General features: G+C 67.4%; 17 protein-coding genes. 8 read left to right on the top strand and 9 right to left on the bottom strand.

All coding sequences use genetic code 11. The annotated features are described in order from the left end of the window. Window positions 1-10: 10 nt before the first annotated feature. From ABQE89_RS21000 to ABQE89_RS20990, 3 genes are all read left to right on the top strand, one after another. The gene (locus tag ABQE89_RS21000; RefSeq protein WP_448420176.1) at window positions 11-1159 is read left to right on the top strand and encodes an acyl-CoA dehydrogenase family protein; all 1149 of its coding nucleotides are present in this window, start codon (window positions 11-13) and stop codon (window positions 1157-1159) included. Window positions 1160-1330: 171 nt separating this feature from the next. Beyond that, on the top strand, window positions 1331-1948 hold the full coding sequence (locus ABQE89_RS20995) for a TetR/AcrR family transcriptional regulator (protein WP_448420174.1): 618 nt from the start codon (window positions 1331-1333) through the stop codon (window positions 1946-1948). After that, complete coding sequence (locus tag ABQE89_RS20990; protein ID WP_448420172.1) at window positions 1945-2445, top strand: hypothetical protein; 501 nt, start codon at window positions 1945-1947, stop codon at window positions 2443-2445. Before ABQE89_RS20995 ends, ABQE89_RS20990 begins: the two co-directional genes overlap by 4 nt. Before the next feature lie 99 nt (window positions 2446-2544). Here ABQE89_RS20990 and ABQE89_RS20985 read toward each other — a convergent pair whose 3' ends face one another. From ABQE89_RS20985 to ABQE89_RS20960, 6 genes are read right to left on the bottom strand one after another with little or no spacing between them, the layout of a single operon-like run. After that, window positions 2545-3543 carry a phosphotransferase family protein gene (locus tag ABQE89_RS20985; RefSeq protein ID WP_448420301.1) on the bottom strand — a complete coding sequence of 333 codons (999 nt, stop codon included), beginning with the start codon at window positions 3541-3543 and terminating at the stop codon, window positions 2545-2547. 38 nt (window positions 3544-3581) lie between these two features. Next, complete coding sequence (locus tag ABQE89_RS20980; protein ID WP_448420170.1) at window positions 3582-4883, bottom strand: acyl-CoA dehydrogenase family protein; 1302 nt, start codon at window positions 4881-4883, stop codon at window positions 3582-3584. A 36-nt stretch (window positions 4884-4919) separates the two neighbouring features. Then, window positions 4920-5579, bottom strand: a complete 660-nt coding sequence (locus ABQE89_RS20975) for a TetR/AcrR family transcriptional regulator (protein WP_448420168.1) — start codon at window positions 5577-5579, stop codon at window positions 4920-4922. Window positions 5580-5632: 53 nt separating this feature from the next. Then, window positions 5633-6598 carry a TIGR03564 family F420-dependent LLM class oxidoreductase gene (locus ABQE89_RS20970; protein ID WP_448420166.1) on the bottom strand — a complete coding sequence of 322 codons (966 nt, stop codon included), beginning with the start codon at window positions 6596-6598 and terminating at the stop codon, window positions 5633-5635. After that, a complete protein-coding gene (locus tag ABQE89_RS20965) occupies window positions 6599-7351 on the bottom strand; it encodes a hypothetical protein (protein ID WP_448420164.1) in 753 nt (250 codons plus the stop codon). A gap of 11 nt (window positions 7352-7362) precedes the next feature. After that, complete coding sequence (locus ABQE89_RS20960; protein WP_448420162.1) at window positions 7363-8286, bottom strand: NAD-dependent epimerase/dehydratase family protein; 924 nt, start codon at window positions 8284-8286, stop codon at window positions 7363-7365. Between the two features lie 44 nt (window positions 8287-8330). Here ABQE89_RS20960 and ABQE89_RS20955 point away from each other — a divergent pair, with 44 nt between their 5' ends. Further along, the gene (locus tag ABQE89_RS20955) at window positions 8331-9524 is read left to right on the top strand and encodes an acyl-CoA dehydrogenase family protein (protein ID WP_448420160.1); all 1194 of its coding nucleotides are present in this window, start codon (window positions 8331-8333) and stop codon (window positions 9522-9524) included. A gap of 12 nt (window positions 9525-9536) precedes the next feature. Here ABQE89_RS20955 and ABQE89_RS20950 read toward each other — a convergent pair whose 3' ends face one another. Genes ABQE89_RS20950 through ABQE89_RS20940 form a run of 3 tightly spaced genes read right to left on the bottom strand, consistent with a single transcriptional unit; the run spans window position 9537 to window position 13236 of the window. Then, entirely contained in the window at window positions 9537-11249 is a 1713-nt protein-coding gene (locus tag ABQE89_RS20950) for a nitric oxide reductase activation protein NorD (protein WP_448420159.1), read from the bottom strand. Next, entirely contained in the window at window positions 11246-12067 is an 822-nt protein-coding gene (locus tag ABQE89_RS20945) for a CbbQ/NirQ/NorQ/GpvN family protein (RefSeq protein WP_448420299.1), read from the bottom strand. The genes ABQE89_RS20950 and ABQE89_RS20945 overlap by 4 nt, the downstream gene beginning before the upstream one ends. A gap of 5 nt (window positions 12068-12072) precedes the next feature. Continuing rightward, the gene (locus tag ABQE89_RS20940; protein ID WP_448420157.1) at window positions 12073-13236 is read right to left on the bottom strand and encodes a spirocyclase AveC family protein; all 1164 of its coding nucleotides are present in this window, start codon (window positions 13234-13236) and stop codon (window positions 12073-12075) included. A gap of 106 nt (window positions 13237-13342) precedes the next feature. On the opposite strand from ABQE89_RS20940, the gene ABQE89_RS20935 reads away from it, so the two are divergent. The 4 genes from ABQE89_RS20935 to ABQE89_RS20920 all read left to right on the top strand — a co-directional run bounded on the left by ABQE89_RS20935 (window position 13343) and on the right by ABQE89_RS20920 (window position 16920). Next, entirely contained in the window at window positions 13343-13945 is a 603-nt protein-coding gene (locus tag ABQE89_RS20935; protein WP_448420155.1) for a TetR/AcrR family transcriptional regulator, read from the top strand. 112 nt (window positions 13946-14057) lie between these two features. Continuing rightward, complete coding sequence (locus ABQE89_RS20930; RefSeq protein ID WP_448420153.1) at window positions 14058-15332, top strand: aromatic ring-hydroxylating oxygenase subunit alpha; 1275 nt, start codon at window positions 14058-14060, stop codon at window positions 15330-15332. After that, window positions 15329-15658: a hypothetical protein gene (locus tag ABQE89_RS20925; RefSeq protein ID WP_448420151.1), complete on the top strand. Its 330-nt coding sequence runs from the start codon at window positions 15329-15331 to the stop codon at window positions 15656-15658. The genes ABQE89_RS20930 and ABQE89_RS20925 overlap by 4 nt, the downstream gene beginning before the upstream one ends. Next, window positions 15655-16920 (top strand): metal-dependent hydrolase family protein, encoded by a 1266-nt coding sequence (locus tag ABQE89_RS20920; RefSeq protein WP_448420149.1) that lies wholly within the window; start codon window positions 15655-15657, stop codon window positions 16918-16920. Before ABQE89_RS20925 ends, ABQE89_RS20920 begins: the two co-directional genes overlap by 4 nt. The last annotated feature ends 2 nt before the right edge of the window (window positions 16921-16922 follow it).

The raw sequence follows: 16922 nt of genomic DNA, 5'->3' as shown, positions 1-16922 counted from the left end.
GGAGCCCACGATGCGCAGAGACCTGTTCACCGAAGATCATGAGGCATTTCGCGAACTGGCCCGCGACTTCGTCGAGAAGGAGGTGGTTCCGCACTATCCCGAGTGGGAGAAGGGCGGACGGATGCCGCGCGAGGTGTTCAAGCGGATGGGGTCGCTGGGCATGCTGGGCATGGCGATCCCCGAGGAGTACGGCGGGGGAGGCGCACCCGACTACCGCTACAACGTGGTGATGCAGGAGGAGGCGGCCCGAGCGTTGGTCACGCTGTCGACGGTGCGCACCCAACTCGAGGTGATCCTGCCGTACTTCCTGCACTACGCGAACGCCGAACAGCGCAAGCGCTGGTTTCCCGGCCTGGCCGCCGGCGAGTTGCTCACCGCGGTGGCGATGACCGAACCGGGCACCGGGTCTGATCTGGCGGGTATGCGCACCACCGCGGTGCGCGACGGCGACGACTGGATCCTCAACGGCGCCAAGACGTTCATCACCGGCGGGATGCAGGCCGATCTGGTGATAGTGGTGGCGCGCACCTCGACCCACCCGGACAACCGCCGCAAGGGGTTGACGCTGTTCGTCGTCGAGGACGGCATGCCCGGCTTCACCCGCGGCCGCGAGTTGGAGAAGATGGGCTGCAAGGTTCAGGACACCGCCGAGTTGTCGTTCGTCGACGTGCGGGTGCCGTCCGCCAACGTGCTCGGTGAGCTCGACGAGGCGTTCGGCTACCTCGGCCACAACCTGCCGCAGGAACGGCTGACCGTCGCGGTCGGGTCGGTATCGCAGGCCCGCTCGGCGATCGCCGCTGCGATCGACTACACCAAGAACCGCAAGGCGTTCGGCACCCCGGTCGCGTCGTTCCAGAACACCAAGTTCGAGTTGGCCGCTTGTTCGACCGAGGTCGAGGCCGCCCAGGCCATGGTGGACCGTGCCGTCATGCTGCACGTGGACGGTGACCTCTCGGCCGCCGACGCCGCCCGGGTCAAACTGTTCTGCACCGAGATGCAGGCCCGCGTCGTGGACCGGTGTCTGCAGTTGTTCGGCGGCTACGGCTACATGATGGAGTATCCGATCGCCCGGCTCTACACCGATGCTCGCGTCGCCCGCATCTACGCGGGGACCAGCGAGGTGATGAAGGTGATCATCGCCAAGTCGCTCGGCCTCTAGCGCCGGGTGTTTTCGGCGTGGCGGGTCGCGCTGAGCGCGACTGCGCACCCCGAAATCGCGACCTGAGCTGCGGTGTGACGGCAATCTAAACCCAATTTCGGTGAGACGCTTGTCACAGCGGCCAAACCTACCTACTGTGTGTTCACTAGGTTGGTTGAACGAAGGGTTTCGGTGTCCGAAATCGAACCGTCGCGTCCGTACGCGACGCTGCTTGCCAAGGGCGAAGATCGCCGTCAACGGATCCTGTCCGTTGCCGAGCGCCTGCTGGCGCGCAACGGCTGGCGCAACACCTCGCTGGCCCAGATCGCCAAGGAGGCCGGGGTGACCCCGGCCGGGCTGCTGCACCATTTCGAATCCAAGGAACAGTTGCTCAACGCGGTTCTCGACGCCCGCGACACCGACGACGAGGTGCACGCCGACTACCGCTCGGGTGACCTCGTCACCGAACTCTGCCGGGTTCCGGAGCGCTTCGATCGTGCGCCCGAACTGGTCGGCACGTTCACCGTGCTGCTGGTCGAGAACATCGCTCCCGATGCCCCTCTGCACAACCGCCTGCTCAAGCGCCAACGCGACGCGGTCGACATCATCACGTCGATCATCGAACGCGGTCGGCAGGACGGGAAGTACCGCCGGGATCTCGACTCGGTCAGCAAGGCCGTGGAAATACTCGCCTTCATCAATGGAATGGAGACCGCATGGTTACTCGATCCCTCGATACCGCTAACGGAAGTGTTCAAGGGGTACGCCGAGTCGCTGGCTCGCGACCTGGCGCCAAGGAGCGAGATATGAGATACCGGCTCGACGTCGTCGCGCCCTCCGTGCTCGACGCGGTGACCTATGCCGGCGGCTGGATCTACGACCGCGCGACGGCCGGCTGGGATGTCACCGTCCTGGTCGGCAGCCACGACGATCTGCGACCGCTGCAGATCCTGGGCGCCGACACATTGGATCTGGAGAGCGTCCTGGAGACCTGGGAGGCCAGGCCTCATCCGCAGACCGTCGCCGTCGCGGCGGCGCTCATGGACCGCGACCCGCGGGTGCTCTCGCACGTGCGCAACGCGCTCGATCAGGGGGCCACCGAGGTGACCCTGTGGGGCGAGTGTCTGCCCGCCGAACTCGACCACAGCGTCGATTCGGCCGAGCACCACCTGAGCGCGGCCGCGCGCGCGTTCAAGGCACGCGCCCTTGCGGCCGCCGCTGCCGGCGCCGCAGCCGTGAGCCGCACCGAGACATTCCGGTGCGGGATGATGGTGTCGGTGGCCGCGGATCTGGTGCGCGCGAGCTGATCTCGGGGCCCCTTTCCGTCCCGCGAGCAGACGCAAAAGTCGCCGACACGCCGCAGAATGTGCGGACTTTGCGTCTGCTCGCGCTAGGAAAGGGTCGCGCTAAGAAGGGCGGTAGTCGCTGGTCTCGGCGAGTTCGGCCGCCGAGCGCATCAACTCGACGATGATCGGCCCGTAGGCAAGCAGTTTCTCGTCGTCACCGGCGCGCTGATAGCCCTGCTCCAGCACGATCGCGAGCTTCCATTTGGCCAGCACCAGGTAGTAGTCGAGGTCGTCGACCTGGCGGCCGGACACTCGGCTGTAGTGCTCGACAACGGCGGTGCGCGAAGGCATTGCGCGCATGTCGACGTAGCTCATCTCCGACGGCCCCGGCGCGTCGGTGTCCTGCGGCCAACTCTGCACCATCCAGCCCAGGTCCAGCTTCGGATCGCCGACCGTGCCCATCTCCCAGTCCACGATCGCGGCCAGCCGTGCGGGCGCGCCGTGCCGGTACATGACGTTGGCGAACTGGTAGTCACCGTGCATCAGACCCGGAATGAAGTCCAGCGGTCGACGGTCGCGCAGCCACGCGGTGGCGACCTCGCGGCCCTCGATCTCGCGGCCCTTGATGCGGTCGAAGAAACCGGTCCACCGATCCACCTGACGCTCGTGGTAGCCGTCGGGACGGCCGAGATCAGCCAGGTCCTTAGCCTTCCAGTCCACCTTTGACAGCAGCGCGATGCCTTCGGCGAGTTGGTAGGCGAGCCCGGCGCGTTGCTCCAGATCGCTGTCGAACGGCTCGGGCCACCGGCGTTGCTCCAGATCCATCGGTGACCAGCCGTCGACGTACCCCATCAGATAGAAGGGCCGGCCGAGGACGGAGGCGTCCTGGCATACCGCGACCGCCGTGGTGTGTGGCACGTCGGTGCCGTCGAGCGCCTCGATGATCCGCCATTCCCGCAGAATTCCCTTGTCGCGGTCGGGCGGCGCGCCCGGCGGCGGCATGCGCAACACGCATTCCTCCTCGCCGCGACGAATCCGATAGATGACGTTCTGCGTGCCGCCGGACAGCAGGTTCGCCTGCAGCGGTTCGCCCTTGCCGGGCAGGGCGGCGTCATCCATCCACGCGGCGAGCTGTGCGGTGTCGAGGCCGGGTCCGCTCACAGGTTGCCCACCTCGTGGTCGAGGAACTCGGCGTACTTCGCCCGGGCGGCCTCGCGTTTGCGCGGCACCCATTCGGTGGGCCAGGTGTCCTCGGTGGGCTGATAGTCACGCAGCACCTGCTTGGCCACCGTCGCCTTGTGCACCTCGGTCGGGCCGTCGGCCAGCCCCATCACCGCGGCTCCAGTGACCATCCCGAGGAACGGCATCTCGTTGGTGACGCCCAGCGCACCGTGCACCTGCATTGCGCGCCAAGCGATGTCGTGCAGCACCGAGGGCATGGCCACCTTCACCGCGGCGATGTCCTTGCGCACCTTCTTGTAGTCGTTGTACTTGTCGATCTCCCACGCGGTGTAGAGCACCATCAGCCGGAACTGAAGCAGCTGGGCGTAGGAGTCGGCGATGTAGCCCTGCACGAACTGCTTGTCGGACAGACGGCTGCCTTGCGTCTCGCGACTCAACGCGCGCTCGCACATCATGTCCAGCGCCTTGCGGGCCAACCCGATGGTGCGCATGGCGTGGTGGATGCGGCCACCGCCGAGGCGGGTCTGCGCGATGACGAACGCCTGGCCCTCCCCGCCGAGCAGTGCGTCGGCGGGCACCCGCACGTTGTCGTAGTGGATCAGCGCATGCGAGCCGTGGCCCTCCGGTTCACCGTGCAACCCGATGTTGCGCACGATGTTGACCCCCGGCGTGTCGGTCGGCACCAGCAACATCGACATGCCCTGGTACGGGCTGACGTCGGGGTTGGTCACCACCATCACGATCAGGAAGGAGGCGGTACTGGCGTTGGAGGAGAAGAACTTCTGCCCGTTGATCACCCACTCGTCGCCGTCGCGCACCGCGGTGGTCTTGAACAGCGTCGGGTCGGCGCCGGCGTGCGGTTCGGTCATCGAGTAACACGAGAACAACTCACCGTCGAGCAGCGGCCGCAGATACCGTTGCTTCTGCTCCTCGGTGCCGTAGTGCGCGATGATCTCGGCGTTGCCGGTGTCGGGCGCCTGGCAGCCGAACACGATCGGTGCCCACTGCGAACGACCGAGGATCTCGTTGAGCAGCGCCAGCTTGAGTTGTCCGTAGCCCTGCCCACCGAGGTCGGCACCCAGGTGGGTGGCCCACAGCCCGCGACGGCGCACCTCCTGCTTGAGCGGCTCGACCGCGTCGCGGCGCTTACCCGCCAGCGGCACGTACTCCTGGTTCGGGAAGGCCAGGTCCAGCGGTTCGACCTCCTCGCGAACGAATTCGTCGGCCCAGTCCAGGATTTTCTGATACTCCGGATCGGTCTCGAAATCCCATGCCATGGCGGCGCTCCTCTCGGGTGGAAACGATGACGAACGTCATCGGCTTGCTCGCACGTTGTGGCCGGCGATCAGCGCGGCGATGTCGTCGGTGACGACCGTGGCGAACGACCGGTCGCCGAAAGCTCCACCGGCCCAACGGCGCACGCCCTCGCTGACATGCATCTGGGCCAGGCGGGACAGGTGGTCGACGTCGACTCCGGCCGCGATCTTGCCGTCGGCCTTGGCGCGGGTGAACAACTCACCGAACATGTCGGCGTCGGAGTCGTCGTGCTCGTCGGCGGCCAGTATCCGCTGCTCTTGCCGGTAGCCCTCGAGAACGGTCTCGAACACCAGATCGCGGGGGTTGCGGGCCATCGACCGCTCGAGGCTGCGCAGCGCCTCGGAAATCACCGCCTCGACGTCGTAGTCGGCGCTTCGCAACAACGACTGCACTCGCCGCTGCGCCGCGCGGGTGGACAGCACGCCGACCTCGAAGAGCACGTCCTCTTTGGCGGGGAAGTAGAAGTAGAACAGCGCCCGGGAGACACCTGCGGCCCGGCAGATGTCGGCGACGGTGGTTTTCGCGTAGCCGTTCGTGCGCCACAACGCCATCGCGGCCTGCACCAGACCGCGTTTGGTCTCGTGCGAGCGGGCCCGCTGAAACGACGCCCGCCGTTGACCACCGTCAGCAATGTCAGACGTGGTGGTCTTGCGCACAGCAGCACCGTAACAGCTGAACAGGCGCGTGCATATAGTTGACGGCCGTCTAACTAACTGTGGCTGAGTTCGTCCACGAGCGAGGCCACGAACTCCTGCGTGCGTCGTCGCGACGCCTGGCGCACCGCGGCGTCCTGACCCAGCGGAACCACCCGCACCGCAAGGTCGGTCACACCGGCGTCGCGGTAGCGACGCAATCGGGCCAGTACGGCCGATTCGTCGCCCGCCGCCATGGTGTCGCCGATGTCCTCGGCGTCGCCGTGTTCGAGCAACCGGACGTAGTTGGGGGAGAAGTCGGCGTGGCCGAGCACCTCGCTGGCGTAGGCCTGCGCGGCGGCCACCTCGCCCGGATTGCACAGCGCGACCGGAACTCCCGCGACTACGCGGGGTGCGGGACGGCCCGCGGCGTCCGCGGCCTGCCCGATGCGGGGGACGACGTAGTCGCCGATGGCCCGCTCATCGGCCATCCACAAGATGGTGCCCGCGGTGCGTTCGCCGGCAATCCGCAGCATCGCCGGGCCCAGTGCCGCGATCAGCACCTGCGGACCGGGCGCGTCGGTGACGTCGACCGGGCTGTGCACCCGATAGCTGTCGTTGTCCACCGCAACCGATCCCGGACCGGCACACGCCGCGTCGAGCACCTCCAGGTAGTCGCGCACCAGCGCCGCCAGCCGGTCGTAGGGCAGACCGAGTTGGTCGGCGATGATCCAGTGATGTGAGGGTCCCACGCCCAGGGTGAACCTGCCCGAGCAGGCGAGGTGGGTGGTCAGCGCCTGCTGGGCCATGATCATCGGATGGCGGGTCTGGATGGGCACGACCGCCGTCCCGATCTCGATGCGGTCGGTGACCTGCCCGAGCAGCGCGACCGATGTCATCGCGTCGAGATAGCCGGGCACCTGGGGCATCCAGAATGACGCGAAACCCTGACGCTCGGCGGCCTTTCCGTCGTCGAGCAGGCCGGCCAACCTGTCGGCGCGGGCGCGCTCCTTGTCGGAGCCGACCATCAACCCGATGCGCATTCATGCCTCCCGGGGCAGGTAGCGATTCCATTCGTGGGGCACCACGGGGTAGAACGGCGCGGCAAGCATCGGTTCGGTGCCGGCATCGGCCCACCTCTTCTCCAGCGCGGGCCGCAGCGCCTCGGCGGTGTCTACCGGGTCGGCGTCGAGAAAGCAGTACGAAAGCGTCTGGCCGGCGGTGGCGCTGGCGAGTCGGGCCTCGACATCCATCGCCGCTGCCGACCACACACCGGCGACACCGTCGACGTCGACCAAACCATCCGCTGACGTATCGCCGCGCTCGAGCAGAAGATAGACGCCGCGCACCGGCCACCACGGCAGCACGTCGGACCCGACTTTGACCCGCGGCGCCGCAGACCTGCGCTGCACTTGGTACACACCGCGTTCGACGGGCGGCAGCAGTGGGAGCTTGCGCTTGGCGCCGATGAGCGCCTTGGCCAGTTCGAGGAAGCCTTCCATGCCGGCGGCATCGGTGAAGAAATAGGTCATCACATGGTCGATGACGTCGTAGGGCGGTTGGCTCGCGGCGCGGGCGGCCCGGCAGGCCGGCGTCGACACCAGGCGCATCGAGGCGCGCACCGCCGACAACCGGTGCTGCTCCGGCCGATGGTCGAGGGTGTGCCAGCGCAGGTAGTCCGCGTCGGCGCCGTCGGGGTGGCGGGTCGCCATCGACACGAACAACGTGCTGATGTCTCCGCGCCCCGCCGCCAGCACCTCTGGCACCTCGTCGGATGGCGTGCCGGGCAGTTGCATCTCGGTTCCCTTCACGAAAATGGTTCGCTCAGTGTGATTTCGGGATGACGCGCCGCGATCATCCGCCGGAACCCGTCACGCCAGCCGACCTTGGTGCGGCCGAGCAACTCGTGCATCAGCGTGACGTCGGGCCACAGCGGGGTGTGCGCATCCGGCGTGTACTCGAAGATCGGCTCGACACCGACGAGTCGGCCCATGTAGGTGCAGTATTCCTCGGCGCTGACCGTTTCGCTGCCCGCCCAGTTCACCACGACCGGCCCGGTCGCGGCGATCTCCATTGCGCGGATTCCGAATTCGGCGTAGTCGTCTTCGTAGATGGGGTTGTAGTTGTTCGGCCGGTCGGGGTGGAGCCGGATGGGTCTGCGCGTCAGGATGCGCTCGAGCCGGTCGGCGGGAGCGCCGCCCTCGGGTCCGTAGGTCGAGCAGATCCGGATGATGGTCAGCGGGATGTCGTGTTTGTCGGCCACCCAGGTGCAGACGGCTTCGGCGGCAACCTTGGAGAAGCTGTAGGCCGATCGCGACGGCACACCCGGTGGATCGTCTTCGCGCAGCGGCCGCTGCCCCTGATAGCCGTAGACCGAACCGGTGGAACAGAACACGAAGCCCTTGGCCGCGCGGCAGTGGTACAACAACTCGCCGGAGTTGTGCGCGTTGGTCCGCAGGCAGCGCCGCCAGTCGCCGACGCCGGTGTCGACGGCCGCGTGGAAGACGTAGGTGAAATCGTCGGGCAGGTTCGACAGGTCAGCGGTGCTCATGTCGAGGGCGACCGGGGTGACGCCGGCGGCGGTCAGGCGGTCGCGATCCTGTTGATCTCGCAGTCGCGCGGCACCCCACACCTCGTTGTGCGGTGCGAGCGCGCGGGCAATCGGAAAGGCGATCTTGCCGGTCGCCCCGGTGATCAGGATCTTCTCGGAATCGAGCATTCCCTCAGTCATAGCGCACCCCGCCGCAAATGTTAAGTACTTGATATCGTCGGCGTGTGCAGCTGAGCTTCGATGCCGAGGTCGAGGCGTTCCGCGCGGAGTTCGTCGAGTTTCTCGACACGTATCTGCCGCCGGAGGCCGAGGCGCAGACGCAACGGTCGCAGTCGACAGCGGACATCCCGCCGTGGGCGCGGCGTTGGCAACGACTGCAGTTCGACCACGGCTGGCTGCTGCCGGGCAACCCGCCCGAGTACGGCGGGCGCAACGCCGGCGTGCTCGAGCAGTTCGTCCACCGTGAGGAGTTGGCGCGGCGGCGGCTCTATCACAGCTTCAACCCGCAGGGCGTGGGCATCGTCGCGGCGTCGCTGTTGTCGTTCGGCACCACCGAACAAAAGCACCGGTGGGCGGTGCCCATCCTGCGCGCGCAGCTGACGGCGTCGCTGGGGATGAGCGAGCCCGGCGCGGGCTCGGATCTGGCCGGGCTGCGCACCCGCGCCGAGCTGGTATCGGGCGTCGACGGTGACCATTTCGTGGTCAACGGCCACAAGATCTGGACCTCGGGCGCCCACGACGCCGACGTCCTGCTGACCTTTGTGCGGACCGACCCCGATGCGCCGAAGCACAAGGGGATCAGCGCGCTGCTCATCCGCACCGACACCGCGGGCGTCGAGCGGAGGCCGTTCGCTCCGGTGTACGACCGCGACGGCCGCGACTTCAACGAGGTGTTCTTCACCGACGTGCGCGTGCCCGCGGAGAACCTCGTCGGACCTCTGCACGAGGGATGGCGGGTCGCCAACGGCTCGCTTGGCCACGAACGCACGATGATGTGGTTGGCGTTCGCCAACCGGTTGCAGCAGTTGCTCGAGGACTTCCGGCCCGCCTGCGCCGTGGACCGCGACCGCTACGCCACCATCGCGATGGATTACCAGGCGTTGCGCCTGCTGGGGTCGGTGGCGCTGGGGCAGGCCGCGCGCGGCGAGCGCGACGTTCCCGGGGTGTCGGTGCTCAAGGTGCTGGGGTCGGAGGCCGAACAGCACGCCGCGCGGTGCGCGCTGGATGCCGCGGGCGCCGACGGGCTGCGGGATCCGGCCTTGACCGCGGCCCACAACCCTTACGCGCCAGATCTTTTCACCGGAAGCTGGTTCATGCGCTACATCGCGACCTATGCGGGCACCATCTCCGGCGGCACATCGGAGATCCAGCGCAACATCATCGCGCAGCGGGTGCTCGGGCTGCCTGCCACGCGGTGACACGCGCATGACTCAGCGGCCGGCGGGCCGTGGCACGGCCAGTTCGCGCAGCGCCGACATGAACAACTCGTCCATTCGCGGGCTCAGTTCGGCCAATGCCGCGGCGCCGGCGTGACTGGCCGAGCCGAAGACGCGTTCGAGCGCGTCGGTACCGGTGGCGGCGCCGAGCGACAGGCACAGGCAGCCGACTCCGTCGAGGCGAAGCTCTTCGAGCGCCCTGCGCGCGTCCGCCTCGGCGTAGGAGCCCTCGTAGCCGGTGTCGTAGGGGTGCCCGTCGGACAGCACGAGCAGCAGCCGGTTCGGGGTGCCCGACCGGGCCTTGAGGATTTCGCCGGCGCCCCGGATGGCGGCGCCGAGCCGGGTGTAGCCCGACGGTTGCAGTCGATTCAACCGGGCCCGGCCGGCCGCCCCGAAACGCTGGTCGAACGTCTTGACCGCCGGCAGGTGGACGGCGCGTCGGCCGTGAGAGGAGAAGGCGTACACCGCCACCCGGTCGCCGAGTTCTTCGAGCGTGGCGGCCAGCGTGGCCGCCGCCCGCCGTTGGTGGTCGTGTACGGCCAGCCCGTCGGGATCGGTGTCGGTCGACGAGCCCGAGGCGTCGAGCAGGATCAGCACCCCGAGGTTCCTGGCGATCTTGCGGTGCTCGGTGTAGATGTTCTCCGGCGGTGAGTAGCCGCAGCGCACGTCCACCGACAGGTCGACCAGCGCCTCGATGTCGAGGTCGTCGCCGTCGGCTCTGCGCCGCAACGCTTTCGGCCCCAGCCCGAGGCGGGTCAGCCGGCGGCGCAGTACCTCGTCGCCGGACACACCCGCTGCGGCGACGTCCGCGGGCACCGTCAGCGGATAGTCGATGACCCGGCACCAGTCGGGCCGGTAGCGGTCACGGAAGACGTCCCACTCGGGATGCAGCGCCCCACCCACCCCGACCGCCGCCCCCGGGTCGGCGGTGTCGATGAAATGGATGGGCGTGGGCAGCGGTCGCGCCTCGGGCCCGCCGGCGCGCACCCGCCTTATCGCACCGGCGCGCAGTTCGGCACCGGCGGTGTCGTTCTCCGACGACCTCGCGGTGCCGAGCAGTTTGCGCAGGAAGTCACCCACCGCTTGGGAGTTGAACAGCGGATTGTCGAAGAGCTTGAGGATCTTGCTTCCCTCCGAGGGCACTTCGTCGTCCCCGTCGTCCCCGTCGTCCCCGTCGTCTTCGTCGTCCTCGGTCGAGGTGACCACGTCATACCTCAGTTGCAGGTTCGTGTCGGAGGCGTGCGCGCCGTTGCCGGTGGGGGAACCGAGTAGCCGCGCCGGTTTGATGACGCCGAACCAGGCCGGCGGATCGTCGACTTTGCCTCGCCCCCTGGCGATTTCCAGTGAACCGTCGGCCGATGTCGAGTCGGCGGCGGGTTCGGGGTGCAGTGCGGCGGCCAGCGGCAGGCGCTCCGCGAGGTCGACGAGCACCCGGTGCCCCTCGATGGCCAGGTACCGGCGAGCAAGCACCGGCCGCGCCCGCAGGGGTCTGATCAGACTGGCGTCCAGGCTGCCCGCCCCCAGCAGGGCGCTCTGCAGCAGCACTTCGCGTCGATGCTGTTCGGGGGAGGCGCCTTTCGTCACGAACACGGTCTGCCCGGTGGTGTGCGAGGCCTGGCCGGCCTGCGCTTCGGCGACGTCGACCGATCGGCCCGCGACATAGGAGGCGAGGAACCGGAACCGTTCGGGTTCGACCGGGGCGCTCACGGGCGGGGCAGCACGGCGTCCACCAGTTCGCCGAGCGCGCGAATGACATCGCGATCGTCGGAAAGTGCCTCGACGACGGCGGCCTGAACCGCCCGGCGTAGGTCGAGTCCCTCGGCGGCGAGCCCGCCGGCCAGGACGAGCATCCGGGTCGACGACACCTCGCCCAACGGCGAACCGTCGATGCCGCGGATGGCCTGGCCCACCGTCACCAGGGCGCGCGCGGTCTCGACGTCGATGCCGGCCTCGTGTGCCACGATCTCCGTCTCCATCTCGGCGGACGGGAAGTCGAGTTCGATGGCGATGAACCGCTGCCGCGTCGACTCCTTGATGTTCTTCAGCACGCTCTGATAACCGGGGTTGTAGGAGATCACCAACTGAAAGCCGGGCGCGGCCGACAGCGTCGTGCCGAGTCGATCGACGGGAAGCTGCCTGCGGTGGTCGGCCAACGGGTGGATGACCACGGTGGTGTCCTGGCGCGCCTCGACGATCTCGTCCAGATAGCAGATCGCCCCGGCACGGACCGCCCGCGTCAACGGCCCGTCCACCCAGACGGTTTCGCCGCCCTTGAGCAGAAATCGGCCCACCAGGTCCGCCGAGGTCATGTCCTCATGGCCCGCGATGGTGATCAGGTCACGGCCGAGGTCGTGGGCCATCGCTTCGACGAATCGGGTCTTGCCGCAGCCGGTGGGGCCCTTGAGCAACACCGGCAGGCCGCGGCGCGCCGCCGCGCGAAACACCGCCACCTCGTCACCGACCGGGCGGTAGAACGGGGCGGGTGAGCGGTGACCGACCGTGGTCGACTGACTGTTGGCCGACACCTCGGTCACCGGCCTTCGTGCGGTACGACCGGCGGCATCTCCACACCGTCGGGCAGCACGAGGTCACCCTCGTTGTTGATGTAGCCGGAGTGCCGGGTGGGGATGGGCAGCGAGGGATCCGGGCACGGCCGGTCGGTGCCGTCGCCGCACAGATTGGAGGTGAAGTACGAGCGCTTCTGCACGTCCTCGGGCCACGGGTCGGCGTGGGTGGCCATGAACTGCGCGGGAATGATGTAGAAGACGAAGAACGACGCGCTGATGGCGGCGAAGATCGCCAGGAAGCGGACGAACTGCTGCGCGGCGAAACCGCCTCGCACGTCGTCCAATCCGCGCTCCACCACGGTGCGCCCACGATCGTCGGTGAAAAACCGCAGGCAGCACAGCGCGGCCTGCACGCCACCCCACATCAGCCCCTCATAGATCGGCCACTGGTAATAGGTGCCCGCGTTGATCGACAGGGATTGGATGGCGCCCGGGAACGTGTACATCCCCAGCGGCATCAGGATCAGGCCCTCCATCACGAAGTCGAAGAAGAACGCCCACACCGCCGCGACGGCGATCAGGCCCTTGGTGCCGAGGGAAGGCCAGCGATCCTTGGCCTTGCGCATCACCCAGCAGCCCAGAATCGTGCACAGCAGCACACCGAACGCGTAGCCCGAGACGTTGATCCCCAACGGTTCGGCCACCTGCGCGCCCGGGCGTTCGGGGGACAGCCATCCCGGCACGTGCGGGGCCCAGGAGCCCATGTTGAACGCCCACGCGTTGTAGGTGCACCAGGTGTTGATGTAGTTGAGCAGCGGGTCCTGGAAGAAGAACAGCCCGGTGGACACCATGATCATGCCGTCGAGCGTGATCCGCCGTTCGCGTCGCCACGGCCGGATGATGAACCACCAGATGGCGACCGGGAAGAGCGCCGGCGAGCCGATCTGCCACATCATCAGGGCGACCTTCATGAACGTCGGCGGGTCGGTGGGCCCGGGGTCGACGGGCGTGAAGTACGGGCCGGTGAGCCAGCGGATCCACACATAGATCTGCAGCGCCAGGATCAGTCCACCGGCCGTCGCCCAGATCTTGACCCGTCGCGACGGCCGTTGGGTGGGGCCACCCGCGGCGGGCACACCTGTAAGCGACTCGGTGACGGCGGGCTTCTTGTTCGACAGTTCGCTCACGATGTCTCCTCGGGCACGCGTCCGCATGCGCGAACCCGACGAAGATACCAACGGGTATCCGGGCATCTCAATAGATTCTTGAAACCTGTGTGGGAGACTTCCGTTTATGGCAGAGCGGTGGACGCGGGAGCGGCGCCTGGAGCACACGCGATCGCTGCTGCTCGACGCCGCGCAGGAGGTGTTCGCGGAAAAGGGCTTCACGTCAGCCACTCTCGACGACATCGCTTATGCGGCCGGTTACACGAAGGGCGCCATCTACAAGCACTTCGCCACCAAGGAAGACCTGTTCCTGGCGGTGAGCGACCGCTATTGGCGACGCTATTTCGACACCTTCGCCGAGGTGATGGCGGCCTCCAGGCAGATCGGTGCGCGCGAGCTCGACGAGATCGCCCTCCGCTGGCGAGAACTGAGCCGTGACCGCGGCGCCGAGCACGCCGCGTTGGGTCTCGAGTTCACCCTTTACCTGTTGCGCAACCCCGAGGCCAGACAGCGGGTGGCCGCCAAGCGCTCCGAGGTCGTCGAGGCGCTGGCGAAGTTCATCGTCGAGGGCATCGATCAACTCGGCGCGACCCTGCTGATCCCGCCGACGACCTTCGCCCACGTGCTCATCGCCACCAGTGACTCCGTCGTGCTGGCAAGCGAACTCGACGATATCGACCTGTACCGGCCGATCGTGGAGATGTACGTCTCGGCGATCAAGTTGGCCTGACGCCGGACGCGGCCGCACACGTCGCTACCTCAGTATCAACTACTTGCGATTAGAGGTCGGAGGAGATACGGTCGGCGCAACAGGCTCCCGACCGTGTGGACAGGAGAAACCCATGGCCCGTTTCCCCAAACCGCCCGAGGGCAGTTGGACCGAGCATTACCCGGATCTGGGCACCGCACCGGTCTCCTACGAGGACTCGATCGACCCGGAGTTCTACGAGAAGGAACGGCAGGCGATCTTCAAGCGTGCCTGGCTCAATGTCGGTCGCGTCGAACAGCTTCCACGCAAGGGCAGCTACTTCACCAAGGAACTCAAGGTCGCCAACACCTCGATCATCGTGGTGCGCACCACCTCCGGCGAGGTCAAGGCGTATCACAACATCTGTCGCCACCGGGGCAACAAGCTGGTGTGGAACGACATGCCGTTGGAGGAGACCAGCGGGGTGTGTCGGCAGTTCACCTGCAAGTACCACGCCTGGCGTTACGACCTGGACGGCAACCTCACCTTCGTGCAGCAGGAAGGGGAGTTCTTCGACCTCGACAAGAGTCGCTACGGCCTGGTCGGCGTGCACTGCGACGTCTGGGAGGGGTTCATCTTCGTCAACTTGGCGAAGCAACCCGAACAGACGCTGCGCGAATTCCTCGGCCCGATGATCACCGATCTCGAGGGTTACCCGTTCGACAAGATGACTTCGCGATTCACGTACCGCTCCGAGGTGAAGGCGAACTGGAAGCTCTACATGGACGCGTTCCAGGAGTTCTACCACGCCCCGGTGTTGCACGCGAACCAGTCGCCCACCGCCTACTCGAAGGCGGCCGCGGAGGCGGGCTTCGAGGCGCCCCACTACCGGATCGAGGGCCCGCACCGGCTGGTCAGCACCTCGGGGGTGCGGGCGTGGGAGATGGCCGAGGAGATGCGCAAGCCGATCGAGGACATCTGCCAGAGCGGACTGTTCGGGCCTTGGGACAAACCGGATCTCGGCGAGATGCCCGCGGGGCTCAACCCGGCCAAATGTGATCCGTGGGGGCTGGATTCGTTTCAGCTGTTCCCCAATTTCGTGATCCTGTTCTGGGGGCAGGGCTGGTATCTGACCTACCACTACTGGCCGACCTCGTACAACACCCACATTTTCGAGGGCAACCTGTACTTCCCGCAGCCGCGCACACCGCGCGAGCGTGTCGCGCAGGAACTGGCCGCAGTGTCGTTCAAGGAGTACGGCCTACAGGACGCGAACACCCTCGAGGCCACGCAGACGATGATCGAGTCCCGCGTACTCGACGACTTTCTGTTGTGCGATCAGGAAGTGCTCATTCGTCACCTGCACAGGGAGACCTCCGCGTGGGTCGACGACTACGAGCGCAAGACCGCGGGGGTCGGAGCCCGATGACCGCGAAGCTGCCCCCGGAATTCGCCGACCTGGAACCGTTTTCGGACTGGTGCCTGCCGACCGAGCCGCAACGCTACGCCAAGCGGTTGGCCAGCTCGATGCAGGAGATGCAGACGTTCTACGACGCGATCACCCAACGCGCCGAGGAGGCGCTGGCGTACTGCGACAAGTTCTCGCTGGATGACCTGCCCGAGGACGTGCTCAACCTGATGCACCTGCTGTACTCGATGATCATGGTGTCGTTCCCGGTCGAGTGCTGGAAGCAGCCCCGCGTTCCCGATTCCGGGGCGTCGACGCTGGATTGCGTCGCCGAACCGGTGCCGTGACCACCACCGCCGTCCTGCGCGCCGCGCGCTGGGCCGATGTGGGAGCCGGCCAGGTGCGCTCACCGGCGGTGTTGGTGATCGCCGACAACCGGATCGTCGACGTCAATCCCGTTGCGGTGCCAGACGATCCCGACGACGACATCGACCTCGGCGACGTCACGCTGCTGCCGGGTCTGATGGACATGGAGCTCAACCTGCTCATCGGCGGGCCGGGCGGACCTGAGGGCCTGCCCAGCCCGATGCACGGTGTGCAGGACGATCCCGCCTATCGCACGCTGCGGGGCGCGGTCAACGCCCGCACCACACTGGAGGCCGGCTTCACCACGGTGCGCAACCTCGGGCTGATGGTGAAGACGGGTGGGTATCTGCTCGACGTCGCGTTGCAGCGCGCGATCGAGGCGGGCTGGCACGTCGGCCCGCGGATCCATCCCGCCGGGCACGCGGTGACCCCGTACGGCGGACATCTGGACCCCACCGTGTTCCAACGGCTGGCTCCGGGGATCATGCCGCTGTCGGTCGCCGAGGGCATCGCCAACGGCGTCGACGACGTCCGCGCCTGCGTGCGCTACCAGATCCGGCACGGCGCGAAGCTGATCAAGGTGTCGGCCTCCGGTGGGGTGATGTCGCACAGCACTGCGCCCGGCGCCCAGCAGTACTCGGACGACGAGTTCGCCGCGATCGCCGACGAGGCGCATCGAGCCGGTGTGCGGGTTGCCGCGCATGCGGTGGGCGACAGTGCGATTCGAGCGTGTATTCGGGCCGGCATCGACTGCATCGAGCACGGGTTTCTGGCCTCTGACGACACCATCCAGATGATGGTGGACCACGGCACGTTCCTGGTGTCGACCACTTATCTCACCGAGGCGATGGCCGTCGACCGGATCGCCCCGGAACTGCGCAAGAAGGCCGAAGAAGTGTTCCCCCGCGCGCAGGCGATGCTGCCCAAGGCGATCGCCGCCGGGGTGCGGATAGCCTGTGGCACCGACGCACCCGCGATACCGCACGGGCAGAACGCCAAGGAGCTGTGCGCGCTGGTCTCGCGCGGGATGACCCCGATGCAGGCGTTGCGGGCCGCGACGGTCACCAGCGCCGAACTGATCGAGGCCGACCACGAGCTGGGCCGTCTGGCGCCCGGTTACCTCGCCGACATCGTCGCGGTGCCGGGGGATCCGTCGCGCGACATCGCCACCACGCTCGACGTGCGGTTCGTGATGAAGGACGGTCGCGTCTACAAGAACGAGCGGACACCCGGCAATGGCTGAGG

It is taken from the genome of Mycolicibacterium sp. XJ1819 (assembly GCF_053483675.1).
The sequence above is the reverse complement of the archived record's forward strand: the minus strand, read 5'-3'. Positions and strand labels throughout refer to the sequence as shown.